At 31.4% G+C, this 18,970-nt stretch carries 24 protein-coding genes; 18 read left to right on the top strand and 6 right to left on the bottom strand.

Going from position 1 to position 18,970, the window contains the following annotated elements; translation table 11 throughout:
* Positions 1–2 precede the first annotated feature (2 nt).
* The 6 genes from UIB65_RS07445 (at position 3) to UIB65_RS07420 (ending at position 5,630) form a co-directional block, all read left to right on the top strand.
* Entirely contained in the window at positions 3–1,205 is a 1,203-nt protein-coding gene (locus UIB65_RS07445; protein WP_330040651.1) for a hypothetical protein, read from the top strand.
* 22 nt (positions 1,206–1,227) lie between these two features.
* A complete protein-coding gene (locus UIB65_RS07440; RefSeq protein WP_330040649.1) occupies positions 1,228–1,590 on the top strand; it encodes a hypothetical protein in 363 nt (120 codons plus the stop codon).
* A gap of 19 nt (positions 1,591–1,609) precedes the next feature.
* Positions 1,610–2,833, top strand: coding sequence for a bifunctional ornithine acetyltransferase/N-acetylglutamate synthase (gene argJ, locus UIB65_RS07435; protein WP_330040647.1), 1,224 nt, complete (start codon positions 1,610–1,612; stop codon positions 2,831–2,833).
* 310 nt (positions 2,834–3,143) lie between these two features.
* Positions 3,144–3,743, top strand: a complete 600-nt coding sequence (locus UIB65_RS07430; protein ID WP_330040646.1) for a methyltransferase domain-containing protein — start codon at positions 3,144–3,146, stop codon at positions 3,741–3,743.
* A 170-nt stretch (positions 3,744–3,913) separates the two neighbouring features.
* The gene (locus UIB65_RS07425) at positions 3,914–4,624 is read left to right on the top strand and encodes a 2-C-methyl-D-erythritol 4-phosphate cytidylyltransferase (protein ID WP_330040645.1); all 711 of its coding nucleotides are present in this window, start codon (positions 3,914–3,916) and stop codon (positions 4,622–4,624) included.
* Positions 4,617–5,630 carry an alcohol dehydrogenase catalytic domain-containing protein gene (locus UIB65_RS07420; RefSeq protein ID WP_330040644.1) on the top strand — a complete coding sequence of 338 codons (1,014 nt, stop codon included), beginning with the start codon at positions 4,617–4,619 and terminating at the stop codon, positions 5,628–5,630. The genes UIB65_RS07425 and UIB65_RS07420 overlap by 8 nt, the downstream gene beginning before the upstream one ends.
* 1 nt (position 5,631) lies before the next feature.
* Here the strand turns inward: UIB65_RS07420 and UIB65_RS07415 are convergent, their stop codons facing one another.
* A complete protein-coding gene (locus UIB65_RS07415) occupies positions 5,632–6,135 on the bottom strand; it encodes a hypothetical protein (RefSeq protein WP_330040642.1) in 504 nt (167 codons plus the stop codon).
* Between the two features lie 212 nt (positions 6,136–6,347).
* Here UIB65_RS07415 and UIB65_RS07410 point away from each other — a divergent pair, with 212 nt between their 5' ends.
* The gene (locus UIB65_RS07410) at positions 6,348–6,674 is read left to right on the top strand and encodes a hypothetical protein (protein WP_330040640.1); all 327 of its coding nucleotides are present in this window, start codon (positions 6,348–6,350) and stop codon (positions 6,672–6,674) included.
* 33 nt (positions 6,675–6,707) lie between these two features.
* Here the strand turns inward: UIB65_RS07410 and UIB65_RS07405 are convergent, their stop codons facing one another.
* Positions 6,708–6,875 carry a hypothetical protein gene (locus UIB65_RS07405; protein ID WP_330040638.1) on the bottom strand — a complete coding sequence of 56 codons (168 nt, stop codon included), beginning with the start codon at positions 6,873–6,875 and terminating at the stop codon, positions 6,708–6,710.
* 53 nt (positions 6,876–6,928) lie between these two features.
* Between UIB65_RS07405 and UIB65_RS07400 the strand changes: the two genes are divergently transcribed.
* The 6 genes from UIB65_RS07400 (at position 6,929) to UIB65_RS07375 (ending at position 11,043) form a co-directional block, all read left to right on the top strand.
* The gene (locus UIB65_RS07400; protein ID WP_330040636.1) at positions 6,929–7,186 is read left to right on the top strand and encodes a hypothetical protein; all 258 of its coding nucleotides are present in this window, start codon (positions 6,929–6,931) and stop codon (positions 7,184–7,186) included.
* Between the two features lie 72 nt (positions 7,187–7,258).
* The gene (locus UIB65_RS07395; RefSeq protein WP_330040633.1) at positions 7,259–8,377 is read left to right on the top strand and encodes a low temperature requirement protein A; all 1,119 of its coding nucleotides are present in this window, start codon (positions 7,259–7,261) and stop codon (positions 8,375–8,377) included.
* Positions 8,370–9,305, top strand: coding sequence for an SAP domain-containing protein (locus UIB65_RS07390; protein ID WP_330040631.1), 936 nt, complete (start codon positions 8,370–8,372; stop codon positions 9,303–9,305). The genes UIB65_RS07395 and UIB65_RS07390 overlap by 8 nt, the downstream gene beginning before the upstream one ends.
* A gap of 2 nt (positions 9,306–9,307) precedes the next feature.
* Positions 9,308–9,895 carry a DUF998 domain-containing protein gene (locus UIB65_RS07385; protein WP_330040629.1) on the top strand — a complete coding sequence of 196 codons (588 nt, stop codon included), beginning with the start codon at positions 9,308–9,310 and terminating at the stop codon, positions 9,893–9,895.
* Positions 9,896–10,036: 141 nt separating this feature from the next.
* Positions 10,037–10,285: a hypothetical protein gene (locus UIB65_RS07380; protein WP_330040627.1), complete on the top strand. Its 249-nt coding sequence runs from the start codon at positions 10,037–10,039 to the stop codon at positions 10,283–10,285.
* A 56-nt stretch (positions 10,286–10,341) separates the two neighbouring features.
* Positions 10,342–11,043, top strand: a complete 702-nt coding sequence (locus UIB65_RS07375) for a hypothetical protein (RefSeq protein WP_330040625.1) — start codon at positions 10,342–10,344, stop codon at positions 11,041–11,043.
* A gap of 6 nt (positions 11,044–11,049) precedes the next feature.
* Here UIB65_RS07375 and UIB65_RS07370 read toward each other — a convergent pair whose 3' ends face one another.
* Together UIB65_RS07370 and UIB65_RS07365 are read right to left on the bottom strand one after the other, a co-directional pair.
* Positions 11,050–11,574: a GNAT family N-acetyltransferase gene (locus tag UIB65_RS07370; RefSeq protein WP_330040624.1), complete on the bottom strand. Its 525-nt coding sequence runs from the start codon at positions 11,572–11,574 to the stop codon at positions 11,050–11,052.
* Between the two features lie 3 nt (positions 11,575–11,577).
* On the bottom strand, positions 11,578–12,255 hold the full coding sequence (locus UIB65_RS07365; protein WP_330040622.1) for a reductive dehalogenase domain-containing protein: 678 nt from the start codon (positions 12,253–12,255) through the stop codon (positions 11,578–11,580).
* Between the two features lie 99 nt (positions 12,256–12,354).
* Between UIB65_RS07365 and argB the strand changes: the two genes are divergently transcribed.
* A complete protein-coding gene (gene argB / locus UIB65_RS07360) occupies positions 12,355–13,218 on the top strand; it encodes an acetylglutamate kinase (RefSeq protein ID WP_330040620.1) in 864 nt (287 codons plus the stop codon).
* 132 nt (positions 13,219–13,350) lie between these two features.
* Here argB and UIB65_RS07355 read toward each other — a convergent pair whose 3' ends face one another.
* Together UIB65_RS07355 and aksF are read right to left on the bottom strand one after the other, a co-directional pair.
* Positions 13,351–14,820, bottom strand: coding sequence for an AMP-binding protein (locus UIB65_RS07355; protein ID WP_330040619.1), 1,470 nt, complete (start codon positions 14,818–14,820; stop codon positions 13,351–13,353).
* Positions 14,821–15,810, bottom strand: a complete 990-nt coding sequence (gene aksF, locus UIB65_RS07350; protein WP_330040617.1) for a homoisocitrate dehydrogenase — start codon at positions 15,808–15,810, stop codon at positions 14,821–14,823.
* 179 nt (positions 15,811–15,989) lie between these two features.
* On the opposite strand from aksF, the gene UIB65_RS07345 reads away from it, so the two are divergent.
* The 4 genes from UIB65_RS07345 (at position 15,990) to UIB65_RS07330 (ending at position 18,957) form a co-directional block, all read left to right on the top strand.
* Positions 15,990–16,454, top strand: coding sequence for a HEAT repeat domain-containing protein (locus tag UIB65_RS07345; RefSeq protein ID WP_330040616.1), 465 nt, complete (start codon positions 15,990–15,992; stop codon positions 16,452–16,454).
* 207 nt (positions 16,455–16,661) lie between these two features.
* Complete coding sequence (locus UIB65_RS07340) at positions 16,662–17,195, top strand: flavodoxin family protein (RefSeq protein ID WP_330040615.1); 534 nt, start codon at positions 16,662–16,664, stop codon at positions 17,193–17,195.
* A gap of 401 nt (positions 17,196–17,596) precedes the next feature.
* Positions 17,597–18,424, top strand: coding sequence for a radical SAM protein (locus UIB65_RS07335; RefSeq protein WP_330040614.1), 828 nt, complete (start codon positions 17,597–17,599; stop codon positions 18,422–18,424).
* Positions 18,424–18,957, top strand: coding sequence for a flavodoxin family protein (locus tag UIB65_RS07330; protein WP_330040613.1), 534 nt, complete (start codon positions 18,424–18,426; stop codon positions 18,955–18,957). Before UIB65_RS07335 ends, UIB65_RS07330 begins: the two co-directional genes overlap by 1 nt.
* The last annotated feature ends 13 nt before the right edge of the window (positions 18,958–18,970 follow it).

Here is an 18,970-nt window from a genome sequence, read left to right as displayed (position 1 = left end):
AGATGACTAGTGCTTTAACTAAAGCTTACATTAAATTTACAACTAAACTTAATCCTATTTCTGTTGGAACTAAGTTTTTCCCGACTAATTCTCTCGAAACTGAATATGTGGAATTATTTAATTATACTCAAACCATATTATTTGAGCTTGAAAAAGCGGAAATTACTTCAGACACCATTTTGCAAAATCTTATTCGTGATGTTGGTGCTGAAAATATTCCTGTGGAATATACTTTTCATGAGTTAAAGCCTGCAGAGAACAGAATTGAAGAGTATGCATTGGTAAGTAATATTATCATGGGAAGTGACCGTTATTTCTACATTGAAATACCTCATCATTCTAACTTAATTAATATTTTTGTTAAGATTATCGAAAATGAAGATGGAGAAATTGTTGAAAAAACCGCTACTGAACTTGTTGCTAAAATGCTGAGTAAAAATGATGCAATAAGAGTGGCTATAGAGCTTATTGGTATTGGATTGTCTGAAGGTGTTCAAGTTATATCTGCTGTAGGTATGACTGGTGCTGCTTCAATCGAAAGAGCAATTCATTATACTCAAAGTGTTGGCAGTTTTCCAGGAATTGCTTTTACTAAACTTGGAGGAGAATATGCTTTGGTTTTCGATGCTCCATTTCTATTAAAAGAATCTAGACCCATTACTTTGGAAAATTATCTGTTCATTGATTTGATTGATTCAACCAAATTCATTAATAAAAACGGTAGAAATCAACTTGTCGACCTCATGACTGGAATTAAAAATTTCATAGAAACAGAATGTGATGGCGAACTTGAAGGATATCGGGAAGGTGGAGATGATTTCATTGCAAGATTCCCTTCTAAGGATTTGGCTATTCGTGCAGGTTTGGATGCTGCATGGTTTGCATTGGATAATGGTGCAAAAATAAGAGCAGGTGTTGGAAGAAGTAGAAGAGAAGCAGGTGAACGTGCTCAATTGGTTGATGATTTACCATCAACATCTCCATTATCATTGGTTGTTTTTGAACTGGCTAATGGATTATATGCTTATAATATTCCGTCAGAGTTCTCTAGAACTTTAATTAATTTAATTGAAAATGAAAAAGCAAAATTGATTGGAGTATTTGTATTTGTATTTATTTTTGTTTACGTGATGTCTATTTTAGGTCTTGGAATGTTTGGGTTTTTAGGCGTTATTATAGCATTAGTTTATGCATTTGTAACTTAATAGTTAAAAAAGAGAAAATATTATGAAAAAACGAAAAGATAAAAAGAAATTGGTCTTGAAACCAAGATACAACAGACCTCCTGCTAATGTTCAAAAAAGGCAATATACACGTAAGGCTGGCAAAACCAACAAAACCACTGTCTTTTTAATTATCATTGCATTGATTGCATTTGTTATTGGTGCGGGAATTGGTATTTCAATGGCTCTTAATGGTGAATCCATTGATGAAAATTCACAAGTAGCTTATGAAAATGTCACTGTTGAAATGACTTCTAATTTAACCAATGTCACGACTGATCATTATAATAAAGAACCTCGTGTTGATTTTAACAGTCAGGAGGATATTGCCAAATATAATTTAACTAATTATAATTTATCTTATTAATAGACTTATGGGGATTTATATGGAATATATTAAATATATCGATGGTGGATTTTCAGTAATTGAAAATTTAAAAGTGTCAGGTGCACGTGAAGGTAAATATGGAGTTACAATTATTGTTTCTCCTAATAGTACAGCTTCTGCTGTTTTTACAAACAATAAAGTTGTGGCGGCACCTGTAAAATATACAAAAAATGTTGTTAAAAAAGGAATTGTTTCTGCAGTTTTTGTCAATAGTGGTAATGCTAACTGTTTCACTGGTGAACAAGGTTTAAAAGATTGTGAAACTTTGGTTGAATTGCTTTCTAAAGATTTAAATATACCTAAAGGGGAGATAGCCATTTCATCCACTGGTGTTATTGGTCGTGAAATGCCTATTGATACTATTTCAAAAGTCGCTTATGAATCTATTTCTAAGTTGGGCAATGGACCTGAAAATTCACTTGCTGCTGCTCGTGCGATAATGACCACTGATACTTTCCCTAAAGAATGTGCTGTTGAAGTTACATTGACTACTGGTGAAACTGTTAAAATTGCAGGTATTACAAAAGGAAGTGGGATGATTGCACCGAATATGGGTACAATGTTGTCATATATTGTTACTGATGCTATAATTCCTGCTAAAGAAATTAAGAATGCGTTGAAACAGGCTGCTGATGTCAGTTTTAACATGATTGTAGTTGACGGAGATGAAAGTACTAATGATACATGTTTGATGATGGCAAATGGGGCATCAGGTGTTGAAGCGGTAAATGATGGAAAATTGGATACTAATTTCCAACAGGCATTAAACTGTTTATGCATTGATTTAGCTAAAAAAATGGCACGTGATGGTGAAGGCGCAACCAAATTCATTGAAGCTAATGTTGGTGGTGCCCGTAACCTCGAAGATGCTAGACTTGCAGCCAAATCAATTATTTCATCAAGTTTATTCAAATCAGCTGTCTTTGGTGGGGACCCTAACTGGGGAAGAATTGTTTCTGCAATAGGATACTCTGGTGCGGATTTAAATCCGGATATTGTGACCATTTCAGTTGCTGATGATGAAGAAGATGTTGATTTAGTAAGAAAAGGGAAAATTTTAGCTTTTGAAGATACTCCATATCTTGAAAGGGCTGAAAAGATTATGCAATCTAAAAATGTCATTGTTAATATTGACATGGGATTGGGTGATGGTCAAGCAACTGCTTGGGGTTGTGATTTAACTTATGATTATGTTAAAATTAATGCAGAATACACTACTTAAAGAAAAGCTTTAAATATCTTAAAAACAAATATTTTTTTGTTATAGATTTAATTTTAATTTTGTAATGATAAATTTTAAGGAGGGGAAAATATGGCAAAAGTTAAAGGAACTAACAGAAGAACCAGACCAAAAAGAAGTTATACTAAACCTGGTAGTAAAAGAGGAAGAGGAGTTAAACAAACTTGGAAAAAATAATCCTCTTATAACTTTTTTTATTTATTTTAACTATTTTTTAACTGTTGTGAATATTTCATCATATTGAAAATTATTAAATACTATTTTTTAAAGATTATTAATTGGGTGATAATAGATGATGCCTGAAAATGGTCATAGAGCACATGGGTTTTCAAGTGCAAATTTTTTAGATTCTGATGAAATTTTAAAAGAATTGGGTCTCAATGGTGATGAAACTTTTATGGATGCAGGTTGTGGTGACGGTCATAATGCAATAAAAGTTTTAGAAGATTACAATCACAAAGGGACTGTTTATGCAGTGGATATTTATGATGCATCCATTGAAGATATGGAAACTTATAAAAAGGAAAACGATGTTAAAAACTTAATAAATATCGAAGCAGACATTACTGAGGGAATTCCAGGTGTTGATGATGCTTCAGTTGATGTTGTTTTGCTTGTCAATGTTTTCCATGGTTTTAAAGCATCAAGAAAATTGGATGAAGCAGTTTGTGAACTTGGAAGGATAGTTTCCGATGATGGTAAAATAGCTATCATGGACTATAAGGCATGGGATGTTCCTAATGGACCTCCTACAAAAATGAGGTCTTCACCAGATGACTTAGAAAAATTGTTCAAGGTTCATGGTCTTAAAAAGGTTTATTTAAATGAAGAAATAGGTGAAGATATTCCTCAGGGAAAATCCCACTATTTAATCATGTTTAAAAAGGAATGATTTTTTAAAAGAGAGATATTACATCTCCATAACTATTTTTTTTTGAAAATTATTAAATACTATTTTTTATAGATTTCTATTTAGTAGAAAAAATTCGCGATTTAATCGATTATATTTAAAAAGATTAATTCTAATTATTTTGCACATTATTTTCAAGGGAGTAAATTTAGATGATTTTTGCAGCAATATTGGCAGGTGGAATTGGATCTAGAATGGGAGGTACTGACACTCCAAAACAATTTTTAACATTAGGTAATAAACCTGTTATTGTTCATACAATTGAAAAATTTGTTATCAATGATAAAATTGATAAAATAATTGTTTTGACTCCAAAAAATTTCATTAATCATACAAATCATTTGATTGATAAATATATTTCAAGTTCAGATGACATTATTGTTATTGAAGGGGGACAAACTCGAAACGACACCATATTGAATAGTATCAATTACATTGATGAGAATTATGGCATTGATGAAGAGTCAATTATCATAACTCATGATTCAGTGCGTCCGTTTGTGACTCATCGCATTATTGAAGATAACATTAAGGCAGCAAAAAAATATGGGGCCTGTGATACAGTCATTCCGGCAACTGATACAATTGTTGAAAGCATCAATGGTACTACAATAGAAAGTATCCCTGTGAGGGATTATTATTACCAAGGCCAAACTCCTCAGAGCTTCAATATAAAGAAACTTTTCAATTTAATTAATAGTTTAACTGATGAAGAAAGTAATATTCTTACAGATGCATGCAAAATATTCGTACTTAAGGATGAGGATGTACATCTAGTTGATGGTGATGTGACAAATATTAAGATTACCTATCCATATGATTTAAAATTAGCTAACACAATACTTGAGGATATTCATGATTAACATTGTTTACAGATTAAAATCTCCAAAATTCTTTGAAGAAGCTATTGATGAAGTGGATTTGGATGGTGTTGTAGTAAGGCCGACTCATCTTTCAATCTGTCAGGCAGATCAAAGATATTATCAGGGTTCAAGACCTTCTGAAGTTTTGGATGAAAAATTGCCGATGGCTTTGATTCATGAAGCAATCGGTGAAGTTGTTTTTGATAGCAAAGGTAATTTCAAATCTGGCGATAAAGTAGTTATGATACCTAACACTCCTTTGTGTGATGACATTTATGCTCCGAATTATTCATATAATTCAAAATTTAGAGGAAGTGGATTTGACGGATTCACATCTGATTTGATTAATTTGCCGAGTGATCGAGTTGTTAAAATACCTGATGATTTCAATTTAAATGTTTCAGCATTTATAGAATTAATTTCTGTAGCATATCAGGGTATTAATAAATTTAAACAAATTGCCATAACTCCTAAAGATAATTTGGGCGTTTGGGGGGATGGTAATTTGGGTTTTATAACTGCATTACTTCTCAAAGAACTATTTCCCGAATCCAAAGTAATTGTTTTTGGAAAACATCAGGAAAATTTAAATTTGTTTTCATTTGCTGATGAGATATGTAGAATTCATGATGTTGATGGTGTGACTATTGACCATGCTTTTGAGTGTGTTGGTTCAAGTGCATCACAAACAGCCATTGACCAGATTATTGATTTAATAAATCCTCAGGGAACCATTAATCTGTTTGGAGTTAGTGAATACCCTGTACCTATAAATACTCGTATGGTTTTAGAAAAAGGATTGACTATTCAAGGAAACAGCCGATCTGACCGAGAAGATTTTATTGGAGTTGTTGAAACTCTCAAACAAAATCCACTATTATTTGAGCATTTGGAAAAATTAATCACCAATGTTTGTGAAATAAATTCTTTAAATGATTTGAAAGAATCATTTGACAGAGATTATATTTCTAGATTTGGTAAAACTATATTGAAATGGAATATTTAGATTAAAATATTTTGTTCATGATTCTAAAATACTCTTTTCTGAAATAATTTCTTTTTTCCGGCCTGCACTTTACTGGCAGCATTGCAAGCGCATGCAAATCATCACCATCAAGCATTTCCTTATTTTTTATTTTATTTTTAATCATTTGTAGAATAATTTCGCATGGATCTTCCTCAATGCATGCTAACTTTATGGTAAAATCTGCTTCTGACATGATTTTACACTCTTTTACACATATGTCTATGTTATTTGGACAGATTACATAAATTGAAACTTTTTTTCCGTGTCTTTCATATAATGCTTCAGCAAGTTCTATGTATTTGACCAGTTCATTTTCATCAAAATCATCCATTTGAAATTCCAGGTCAATAAACTCTCCTTCTTCTGTTGTAAATATGTCTCCTCCGGGATAAATGTCCTCATCAACCTTTCTTATTTCTTTGGGAGTAACACATTTAATTTTTCTCATGTCACTAAATGTTTCTTCGATAACTTTTGTTCTCATTTTAAAATCTTTTTTATTCATAATTTAGCCTGTATTTTTATTTGGTACTTTGTATATATGAATTAAAGATTTATAAATTAGTATGTATTTTTTTAAAGCAATTTTATTAGTTTAAAGTAATTTTGAAGTCAAATAGTAATTTAATTTGTTTTTTTGTATTTTGCCCATTAGTTTTAATAGTGATTGCACTTAAATTTAATAACGGTGATGTTGTGGATTATGAAACAATAATATCTGAAAAATTTCCGAATTGTGATGTGGAAGTGCTTAATCCGGATATCTTTGAATTGGATGAACTAATAGAATATATAACTGATGATATTGTCATATACAAACCTTTTTCAGTAATGGTTCACAGGCATCTGATTCGATTTATGATGAATGTCGGTCATAGGGGCAAGATTTATTATCTGGATGGATTTTCAGACGATGATTTGACAGAAATTCATGAAGGACTTTTAAAATTCACTTGGAAAAGTGATGTGAAAATTAATTTGTTCAAAAATGCAAATCCCGACAAGGACCTGTTGGGATTGTGATGATGTGTCATACTGTGGTTTGTTTTTTTTTTTTTAAATTTGGAAAAATTCATCACAGTTTTCACAATAGTAGTTATGATTGCTTTCACAACAGTTTCCAATTATGATTTCGTTATTTAATGATTCAAGGGCTAATTCTTCGGTTGGTTCTCCGTGAAATACTTTTTTTAATGGTCTTTTACATTTAGGACAAGTTTTCATATTGTTTAATTTTATTAACGATGAATTTTAAATATTTTATTGTAGGTGTGAATATGTTAATTAATGTTGGTGCTGATTTTGGTAAATCTTTAGAGTCTAGTGAAATAGCTATAGAATTGGTTGACATCTTAAACAAAATAGATAAGGATGATTACATTCTTGATTTTAAAGATGTGCATTATGTTACAATGAATTTTGCTCAAGCATATTATACTGCAAAGCTAGATTCTCCTAAAAAGATTTCTGAAATTAATATGTCTAGTGAAATTAATGTGATTATGGGAGCTGCTGACGAGGCATGCAATCCTTAATTTTTTCTTTTTTCATGAATTTAGATAAAATATTTTACAAAGATAAATATTCTAAAAAATATAATGGTATATATGGAAGTTAAAGTAAAGCAAGTTGAATTAATAGAATTGTTTTATGATTTAATTTTTGTATATGCAATTTCAAAGTTAACTTCAATTATTTCTGAACCTGTAGATGGGTTAATCCCATTACATAATCTTTTCATATATATTATCACTTCTTTTGTAATTTTGCAGGCTTGGCTTTACTTTACAAACTATGTGAATAGGTATGGGACATGGGAATGGCATGATTATCTGCTAGCTTGTGTAAATATGATTGCAGTAATCTATATGGCAAACACGATTTCACCTAATTGGACATCCATGTCATTTACATTTAATTTATCAATGCTCATAATGCTTTTAACTGTCGTTTTGTTATATATTGTCCAAGCCAAACGAGAAAATTCACTTCAAGGGGCTGCTGGAAACTCAATTTCAATTCTATCACTTGTTTGTACAATTTATATGATTGCTATTTTAGTAATAATGTTTAATTTCCCCTCTGAATATATTATTTTAATTGATGTCGTTGCTGTTTTGGGAGGTGCATTTCTGCCATTTTTCATTAAGGGGCATTTCGATAAGAGTATAATTAGTTTTCCCCATCTTGTTGAGAGGTTTGAGCTTTTAACAATTATAACTTTTGGTGAAGCTATTGTTGGGTTAACTCACTTTTTTGATGTTGAAAATTTTACAATTGTCCCAATACTTGTATTTTTCATTGTTTTAACAATGTTTGGTTCTTATGTGGTTCAAATTCATAATTTAATGGAGCATCATAGGGTAGAACGATCTTTAAGATTGATGTTTAGTCATTATTTCATTGTCATTAGTATTAATTTGGTGACAGTTGCATTTGAGTTGATTCATAGTGGGGATGTGAACCATCTCTTTGCAGCAGTGCTAATGATTATTTCATTGATTATTTTCTATGTTTCAATCATGGCAAATAAAGAGTATTATAAGCAAAGTATTAAATTAACTAAAAAAGATATAATAAAAATGATAGTAGTTACTGTTGTGGGGATAGCTATTATTTTAATATTTATTTCAAATTTATATGCTTTCCTAATGGGAAGTTTAATTATAACATTCGGTAATTTTGAAATATTGCTAATGAAACAAAAAAGGTGTTTAAGTGAGTGAACAAAAATTAGAGATTTTTAATGTTTTGAATTTTTTAAACAGTGGTTATGAACTTGAAGATATCTTAAATGAAGGTAACTTCGGAACATTTTCTTCCACTGAAGAATGCATTGACTATTTAGTTAATGAAGGATATCTTGAAGGGGATGTTCAAGTAAATTCCAACGTGGAGATAACTGCTGAGCACATATCTAAAAAATACATTGTTTCTGAACTTAAAGATATTTTAAGAGAAAATGGATTAAAAGTTTCAGGTAAAAAACATGAATTGGTTGAAAGAGTATTGCCTCTATTAAAAGAAGCACATGACGCTCGTAATGTGAATGTTGATGTTAACAGTGAAAAATCATATGATGATTTGCAACTAACTGATAAGGCACACGAGTTTTTAGAGGAAAATGCATGGATTGACTTGTACATGTTTGCACTCATCCAATTCAGCTTTGAAGATTATGAAAAATATGTTGCATCATCATCTGCCGATATGATTCAAACCGGTTTGAATTTCTGTGATGAGATTATCTCAAGAGCATTAATAAACGATCAATTTTTAGTGTTCAGGCTCGCATTATCTGCAAAGGCACATGTCTATGCTTATGATGGAGATTATGATTCCTTCATTGATTATGATTTGCAGCATTACATTTTAGGTTTAAACCCAATTTCACTCAATGCAGAAGATTATTCTAGCTATGAGATTATTAACGAAGCTAATATCATCAACTTAAGAAATGTCATAGAAAAAGTGAATATTGGAAACTTAAAGAAAAGGTTTGACAATATTTGGAACAAGTCCAATATTAAACATACTACTGTACCTAAAAAGACTTCATTCAAAATTCTTAAGAGAGCTATTGCCGGTGCAGATATTGAAGAGCTTAATTTTGAATTAAGAGAAAAATACTTCAATAAAAAATTCGGATTTTAATCATGAAATCTAAAGTTGCAGGAATTGTCTTTATAATAGGTAGTTTGTATTATATTTTAGCTGAAGCTATTTCCGCAACTTTTTTTAATTCTTCTATTTTTAATACATATGCTTTCCATACAATTTCAGAACTTGGAATTCCCAATGCAAATTCACCGTTGTTTTGGCTGATGAATTCCGCTTTCATATTGATTGGTTTGACATTGATATTCGGTAATTTCTATAGGTTTAAAGACTTTATCATTAAAAACAAAATCATTATTAATATTTTTACATTAATCACGGGTTTTGGTGTAATTATTGTCGGTTTGATTCATGGCGGAAATCCTTTAACTTCTGGATATCACACTTTAGGTGCGGTCATGGCCATACTTGGGGGTAATATTCTACTTATTTTAATTTCAAGATCAATGGATGATTTTGGAGCTTATCAAAAAATATCATTGATTTTAGGTGTTATTGGATTAATTGTATTTTGGGTAATGTTTTTCAATATTCAAAGTGTTTTCATGCCGGTCTTTGAAAGACTTTCTGTTTATACCTTGATTTTATGGAGTTTTTTAACAGGCATTTACTTGATTAAGGAATAGATAATTTCAACAGTTCTTTTAATTTTAAACATTTTCATCGAATATCATTTTCATAATTTTTATGCTAGTGCGGGGAAGTAACTTATTGGTTATTGATAAGTTTATATACTTCTTTAATTAACTAAACATTAAGGTGATATTATGGCAAATTTAGATAAAGCTGTAGAAGAAGAAATTTTAGCAATTGTCGAAAAATACCAAAAAGAAAACACTAAACTTTTGAACTACCTCATCACTGATGATGTGATTACCTTTTTCTCTCCAGTTGCTAATGGTAGTCAAATAACTGCTGAAGACTTGCAAAAAGTTGCAGATATTTTAAAAGGTTCATTTATAGGAATGGAAATTGTTAACCAAGAATACAGATTCAAATTCAAATGTGGATTATAGGGGTTTTTAACTCCTAATTTATTTTTTTTAGATTAATATTTGATTTATTTGGTATTATGAATACTAAACAGATTATTGCTGTTGGAATATTTGCATGTTTAATGTTCATTCTGATTGTTTCAATTTCTGGAGTTTTGAATCCCCCTAAAGCAGACTATGACGATGTACTTTTCGAAGCGATTGGTGGGGATGAATTTTTAAATGTGACTCTCAAACCTGCCTTAAAAGTTCATGAAGAAAAGATTCCAGATGGTTCATTTAATATTTCCACAGGTGAAATGAAGTATTATGATGCTAAAAATATAACTTATGTGGATTCTTTCGGGGTTAAAGATTATTTTATTGTTTGGAAAACATCTCCGGATAATTATGATTGGATTTACGATAAAAATATCAATATCTACATCTCAGATTATTTAACCTCTGGCGACGGCAAATGTTTTGTAGAATATTCATATGAAGATAAATATGTATATGGCGTTATGGTAGATACTCAAAATAAGGACATTTCCGAATCAAAATTAATCTATGATATCTTGGGTCTCAATCGTACCGGTTTTGACTTGGTTTATTCATCAACTTCTTCAAATCATCCTACTTATTCTAGCAGTTATTCTGGTGGTGGAAATCATTATCATACGGTAGTACCTGATAGGTACACGCTATCAAGAACCGACCCCGGTGCGTATTATGACCATTATGAGTATGGTGACAATTATGACATTGATGATTATTTGGAATCCGAAGGATTTGATTGAAATTTTTTAGTCGGGTAATGGAAATTCGTAGAGATGAAATTTTTCTAATCCGACGGCATTATGGTAAATTTCAATTGTATTTACATATTCAAATCCCAAATGTTCAAAAAATTTGATAGCACCTTCATTACCATCAATAACATCAATTCTAATAGATTTTTTGTTATTTTTAAGGGCATTTTCTTTAATTTTATTAATTATTTTCATTCCAATTTTATTGCCCATATAATTTGGGTTGATAGCAAATGTGTGGATTATTACGATTTCATCAGATTTTGGGTTAGTTAACCATATGACATCATCATATTCATTTGGAAATTCATTATTTATTATAATGCTTGCTATTATTTTGTTTTTTGGCTTGTAAATCCACAATTCTTCAGATAAAATTGATTTTTTTATAAATTTTAAATTCGGATAGTTTTCATTCCATTTTGGCTTAAATTCAGTATTTTCTATAGAATCAATTACATTTTTGTAAAAATTCAATATTTCATAAGATTCGTATATTTTTGCTCTTCTCAAAAACATAGTTTAATCTCTTTTTAAATATTCTTGTGTGAGTTTGCATTCGCTCATGCATTTTGTACATCCTAGCCCTGCTTTATATTGGTCGATAATGTACTCACTGCAGGCTTCAATATCAATAATGTCTGAACGATTCAACCTGTCGTTCCATTTTTGTGGGTTTATTGCATCAACGGGGCATGCATCCTGACAGTTTGTACAATCGTCACATTCGGAATCCGTAATTGGTGTTCCAAATTCAAAAGGCATATTTGTTAAAATTGCACCCAATGCAACTGCTGAACCGTATTCTGGTGTAACAAATAATGCAGATCGCCCAATCCACCCCAAACCGGATTTTGTAGCAATGGTTTTGTAAGGTAAAATGCTTAATAGTTTTTCCATGTCGCATTCATTGCGTTTCATTGTCAGTGCAAATGCATCATATCCCAAATTTTTGATATATCTTTCGCCTTTGTGTGAAATTTTGGTTAATTGTCCGATTTGGTGATGAAAAGATTTCCAGTATGATTTATAGTCTTCTTCATAAAGATATTCTATTGATTCCTTTGGAAGTTTCAAAATAAGGCTTATTCCATTTGGCAAATCAATAAATTCACTGGCTAATCCATTAACATCTGCAAAACCAACTTTACTAGCTCCCAAGTCAATCAAATATTCTTTAAGTTTATTCATCTCTGACATGATACTTGTTATATTTTTTAAATATATAAATGATTTTGTATTGATTTTTAACTTTAAAGCTTATAAATAATTAAATTAAATAGTATACATAGTGATTTTATGAAAGATATAGATGTATTGATTGAAGCTTTACCATACATTAAAAAGTTTCATGATAAAAAAATTTTGATTAAGTATGGAGGACATGCTATGGTTGATGAGGGAGCAAAGTCCTTCACAGCCCGTGATACTGTTTTACTCAAATACGTTGGAATGAGACCAATTATTGTCCATGGTGGTGGTCCGGAAATTTCCAGGGCAATGGAGAAATTAGGTAAAGATTCTAAATTTATTAAAGGTTTAAGGGTAACTGATGAGGAAACTATGGAAATTATTGAGATGGTTCTTGCTGGTAAGATTTCATCTGAAATTGTATCTGAACTTATCAATCATGATGGTGATGCAATAGGTTTGTCTGGAATTGATTCCAGTTTAATTTATGCCCATAAAAAACCTGTAAGTAAGGTCGATGAGGAACTTGTTGATTTAGGTTTTGTTGGGGAAGTTGATAAAATCAATGTTGATTTGCTTGAGTTAATTATTAATCATGACCTTATTCCAGTAATATCTCCAATTGGTATTGCAGAAGATGGATCTCGCTTGAATTTAAATGCGGATACTGCAGCTGGTGAAGTTGCTAGCTTTATTGGTGCTGAAAAATTGATAATTTTAACTGATGTTCCTGGTGTTTTAAGGAATCCTTCTGATCCGAATTCATTAATCCATAAAATTAAAATTTCTGAAGTTCCTGATTTAATCGAAGAGGGCATTATTACCGGGGGTATGATTCCAAAAATAGAAACCTGTGTAAAAGCTATTGAAAATGGTGTTAACTCATGCCATATTATTGATGGACGTAAAAAACACTCTTTGCTTTTAGAGATTTTCACAACAAATGGTATTGGAACTATGATTTATAAATAAATCATAGTTATTTCTTTTTTTTAATTTAGTGTGGTTAATTGCGAGTGAATTATTCAACTGATAGATATGCTCTGCCAATTTTGAAAAATTGTGCATATTTTTTAAATATTAAGTTTATCCTATGAACTGGTGTTATATTTTAAACATTTTTCTAAGTTCTCTTCTTAGCAATTTCCATCCATTTACTCTTGGAAGTTCATCCAATGCGAATATTTTTCTTGGAACTTTGTATCTTGATAGGTTTTCATGTGCGAAGCTAATTAATCCTTCGTCATCTGCTTCATTTTCCCAAACAACAGCTGCAACAGGTATTTCTCCTCTGTGGCAATCGTTAATACTAAAAATGGCAATTTCTTTAACTTCAGGATATTTTATTAAAACCTCTTCAACTTCTGTTGGATAGATTTTCCATCCGCTCATCACAATCATGTCTTTTTTACGGTCGGTAATAAATAATCGGTTGTCTTCATCAAGATATCCCACATCTCCAGTTAAAAACCATCCGTCATCTAAAAATGATGCCTTTGTTTTTTCAGAATTTCCCCAATATCCCTTTGCAACAGCAGGTCCTCTAAGGGCAATTTCGCCTTGTTCATAAGGGGGGATTATTATTGACGAATCATCTTCATCAACAATTTTTACTTCAGAAAAACAAACTGGATGACCTACACTTTCAAATCTGTCTGCTTCCCAATAATCTTCTGGTCTGATAACGGTTCCTGTTCCTATTACAATTGTTTCAGACAAACCATAAGCATTTATGATAGGAATCTGGTAAGTTTGGTGGAAGTCTTTCCATATTTTTTTATGCAGAGGTCCTCCGCCGGAAACAATTTCACGAACTGTTTTTAGGCTTTTTCTAGCGTCCATGGTAGTTAATGAGTGGATTACTGGTGGCATTCCTGTTAAAACAGTAACCTTTTCAGTTTCACATAATTCTAAGTAGTCATCAATGTTGAATTGTTCCATTAGGATGTAATATGCTGCAGCTCTTAACGCTGAGATTGACCATGAAAGTCCAACATGGGCCATTGGATAAATTCCTAGATATACATCATCTTGTTTTAATGTCAATACGTCACATTCATTATGAATTGCAGTAAAATAATTTCCGTGGGTAAGCATTGCACCTTTGGGTTTTCCTGTTGTTCCGGAAGTATATTGTAATTGACATAAATCGTCCCAGTCAGTATTTTCAGCAAGTAAAATTTCACAGTTTTTAAAATTAGTGATGTTTTGTGGAATGTATGTTTCAATATCGACTATATTTTCAGCAGCACTGTCAGTAATCATCAGTTCGGCATTTGAATCACTAATTATGTATTCAAGTTCTTTTGAAGTCATAATTCTGTTTGTCGGTATGGCTATTGCTCCTATTCTCCATATTGCAAAAAGTGAAAATAAATATTCTTCTGAGTTTTTCAAATAAATTAATATTCGGTCTCCCTTTTCAACACCTAAATCTTTTAAATTACGTCCAATTTCAGAAATGATTGATAAAATTTCACTGGAATTGTATTTATTGCCTGTTGTTGGGTTATACAATACGTCTTTGTCTAGACGTTTTGAATTCGCATCTAAAAAAGTGGTAATATTGAGCATTTATATCAATTCCCTTACAATAGCTTTTGTAACGTCCATAGTACAAGAATCTCCACCTAGGTCTGGTGTTCTAATTTTACATTCTGCAATCACTTTTTCAACTGCATTCTTGATGTCTTTGGATATTTCCCATTCTCCCAAGTAATCGAGCATCATTGAAGCAGATAATATCATGGAACATGGGTTTGCAATATTTTTCCCAGCAATGTCTGGTGCAGATCCATGCACTGGTTCGAACAATCCATTATGGTCTCCAATATTTCCTGAAGGGGCAAGACCCAATCCACCTACTAATCCTGCACTTTCATCAGACAGTATATCTCCAAACAAATTGCTTGAAACGATAACATCAAAGGTTTGGGGTTGTGTGATTAAATACATGGCCATTGCATCTACATAATAATCTTCGGTAATGATTTGAGGGTATTGTTTTGCTATTTTGTAAAAGCTTTCTTTAAACACTCCGTCGGTTTTTTTCAAAACATTGCTTTTGTGGACACAGGTAACTTTTCTTTCACCTCTTTTGATACATAAGTTAAAGGCAGCTTTTGTAATTCTTTCGGATGCTTTTCTGGTAATGTGTCTTTCGGCAATCATTTTTTCACAATTGCCATATTCGACTTGGGAGTATAGACCTTCAGTATTTTCCCTTACAATTACAAAATCAATATCGTCACGTAAGCAGTTAACTCCTTTATAGGATTTTATAGGCCTAATATTGGCATAAACATTAAGTGCTTTTCTTAAATTGATGATTGGACTTGGTTGGCCGGGTGTTGAAGTTGATGCACCAAATAATACTGCATCGCTTTTGTTTGCTATTTTGATTGTTTCTTCAGGTAATGTTGTCCCAGTGTTGTTAAAACATTCAAAACCTGCTATTCCATATTCAAAACTAAATTCCAAATCCAATTTATCGAGTAAGTATTCACATGAATCCATTACTTCATTACCTATTCCATCTCCACCGATTATTGCGATATTATACATTATTTTCCCTTTGATACAATTTGTTCGTATATTAATAATATTGATTTTATGATATTTAATATTAGTTTAAAAATTTTGTTCGTATGTTATCGAAATACTTTTATATGGGCAAAATATAATAGTATATTAAATATATAAATATCAATAATTTTTCCTTATTGAATTTAAGAGGGATTAAAATGGAAAGAAGTATCGATGAATTAATTGAATTATTGAACGATAAGGATGACTTTGTTGTTGAAGATGCTATTGGAGAGTTAGAGTTAAGGGCTGATGAATCAGTAGATCCTTTAATTGATGCTTTGTCTAATAGAAAAAAACAAATTAGATTACATGCAGCAACTTTATTGGGTGCAATCAATAATCCTAAAGCTATCCCTGCTTTAATTGAAACTTTAAAAGACAACAATAAGTTAGTCAGAAGGGAAGCATCCACTGCTTTAAGCCGTATGGGTGAACCTGCTGTAGAGCCTTTAATTGAAACTTTAGATGATGAAGATTGGAAAGTTAGAGGGGCTGCTGCTTGGGCTTTAGGTAACTTGGATGATGAAAGAGCTATTCCAGCACTTGAAAAATTACTTGATGATGAATCAGGTTATGTAAGACAAGGTGCACAAAGTGCAATAGCTTCAATTAAAAAATAAGATAATCGTTGATTATCTTTGATTTTTTCTTTTTTTCTTAACATTTTTTATAGTAAATTTTTTCAATGTTTTTTTTTTTGGTAAAATTGACAGATTTTAATTTTATGGGTTTTATTACAAAATCTATTCATTTTTTTTAAGATTTTTAAATGTTGCATTTGTTAACAGTTATATTGGTAAAAATATATATTTAATATTGGTGGTTATATGAAAATTTGTGTTTTAAAGGGATCTCCTAATAAAAATGGGTCATCAAATATGCTTGCTGAAAACTTTATCATAGGCGCTAAAGAGAAAGGTCATGAAATAGTGGAAATTGATGCGGCACATTCAGATATCTCTCCTTGCATAGGATGTATTCATTGTGGTTACGAAGGGGAATGTGTCCTGAACGATGATATGGATGAAATTAGGCAGACAATCTTAAAATCAGATATGTTGGTATTTGTAACTCCATTATACTATTATGGGATGTCTGCTCAACTGAAAATTCTAATAGATAGGTTCTGCTCTAGAAATTCATCTATTCAAATGAAAAACTTCAAATCAGCTCTTTTAACAGTAGCATATAATGCTGATGATTGGACATTTGACGCTCTGGAATCTCATTATGATACATTGGTCAGATATCTCAATTTAGATGATTGTGGCAGGGTTTTAGGATATGGTTGCGGAACACCTTCAATGACAAAGTACTCCAAATATCCAAAAGAAGCGTATGAATTTGCAAAAAAATTATAAGTATGTTACCTCTAGGTAAGTAGCAAATATTTATTATATAATTTTAAAATTTAGATAATGTATGGATGATGAAATCAAATCAACAATGGAAGAGTTAAATTTTCTTTTAAAAAAGAAATGGACAATATATGTATTGACTGATTTACATTTAGGAAGCAAACATTTTCAGGATTAGTCAATAAAACTGTCATTCAAGAAAAACCAAAGATTACTGAGTATAGTTTAACTGAAAAAGGAAAGTTGTCTAAAAATTTCATTAAAGAGTATTATGGTTATATTGCAAGTATTGCTTCAAATTCATCAAATGAAGAGGAAATACTTAAACAAATACAGAAATTATAGGTGTTAAAATGCATTATACTGGAACAGTTTATTGAAACCCATATGAACCTCCTTCACCATTGCTTGAAATAACACAGGGCTGCAGCCATAACAAATGTAAATTTTGCAATATGTACTCTTCTGTTAAATTCCAACCCTCTCCAATGGAATGGATTGAAGAAGACATTAAAGAGATTGCTGCATTTTACCCTGAAACAAATAGATTACAGCTGTTGAGTGCGGACCCTTTTGTTTTAGGTTTTGAAAGGTTAAATGAAATCTGTGATTTAATTCACAAATATCTGCCAAATATTGAAATCATGACAATGGCTGCCCGTGTAGATAATATCATGGATAAAAGTGTTGAAGAGTTGAAAATTCTTAGAGATAAGGGAATTGTTGAATTAAATTTGGGTGCTGAAAGTGCAGATGATGAAACACTTAAAAGTGTAAACAAAGGATATGTTGGTCGGGATATACTTGAACAATGTGAAAAACTTGATAAGGCGGGAATGGATTATTGGTTGACATTTTTAAATGGTGTTGGCGGTGTAAAACACACTAAAAATCATGCATTGAATTCTGCAAAAATTTTCAGTGAAGCTAATCCGACAGTCGTTGGAACTGGTGGTCTGGTATTATTTGAAGGAACCGGTCTTTTAGCTTTGTATAAGAAAAGCAAATTTCAACCGTTAAATGAAAGGGGATTGATGGAAGAATTAAAGTTATTCATTGAAAATCTTGATTTTGATTGTAGATTCATCACTCATCATACTGTTTCTATGGATTTAAACAATGTTAATTTTAAAGATAATAAGAAAAGAATTATTGAAAACCTTCAACATGGTATAGATAATCTTGACATGGGTAGGTTAGCTCAGATAAGGAATAATAAAAGGGGATTATGATGGATATTGTAGCATTAATGGGCTCTCCTAGAAAACATGGGAATACTGACATGTTAATTGATGAAATGATTAAGGGAGCCGAAGAAAATGGTCATAATGTTGTTAAACATTATATCAGTGATTTGGATGTTCATCCGTGTAAAGGATGTGGAGTATGTACAACTGGCAAAGATTGTGTCTTTAAGGATGATGGACTTGAAGTAACACATCAAATTGCTAATGCGGAAGGTTTGATTGTTTCATCTCCAATTTATTTTGGGCAAATGACTGGAGATTTAAAAATATTGATTGATAGATTATTTGGAATTACTAACAATCCATTCATAACCTTGTCCGGGAAGGTGGCCTTAATTTTCACTCATTTGGGGCCTGAAGGATATTATGATTCCTACATTGAACTTACTAAAATCCAGCCATTCCAAATGAACATGCACTATGAGATACTGGATGTTTTGGTTGCCGGAAGTTTGGGTGATGTTAGAAATCAGCCTAACAAGTTCATTGAAGCATTTGAAATTGGAAAAAAATTTTAATGAGACTAAATTA

This window comes from Methanobrevibacter sp. (assembly GCF_036307625.1).
Classification (GTDB): domain Archaea; phylum Methanobacteriota; class Methanobacteria; order Methanobacteriales; family Methanobacteriaceae; genus Methanocatella.
This window is presented reverse-complemented; position numbering and strand designations above follow the sequence as displayed.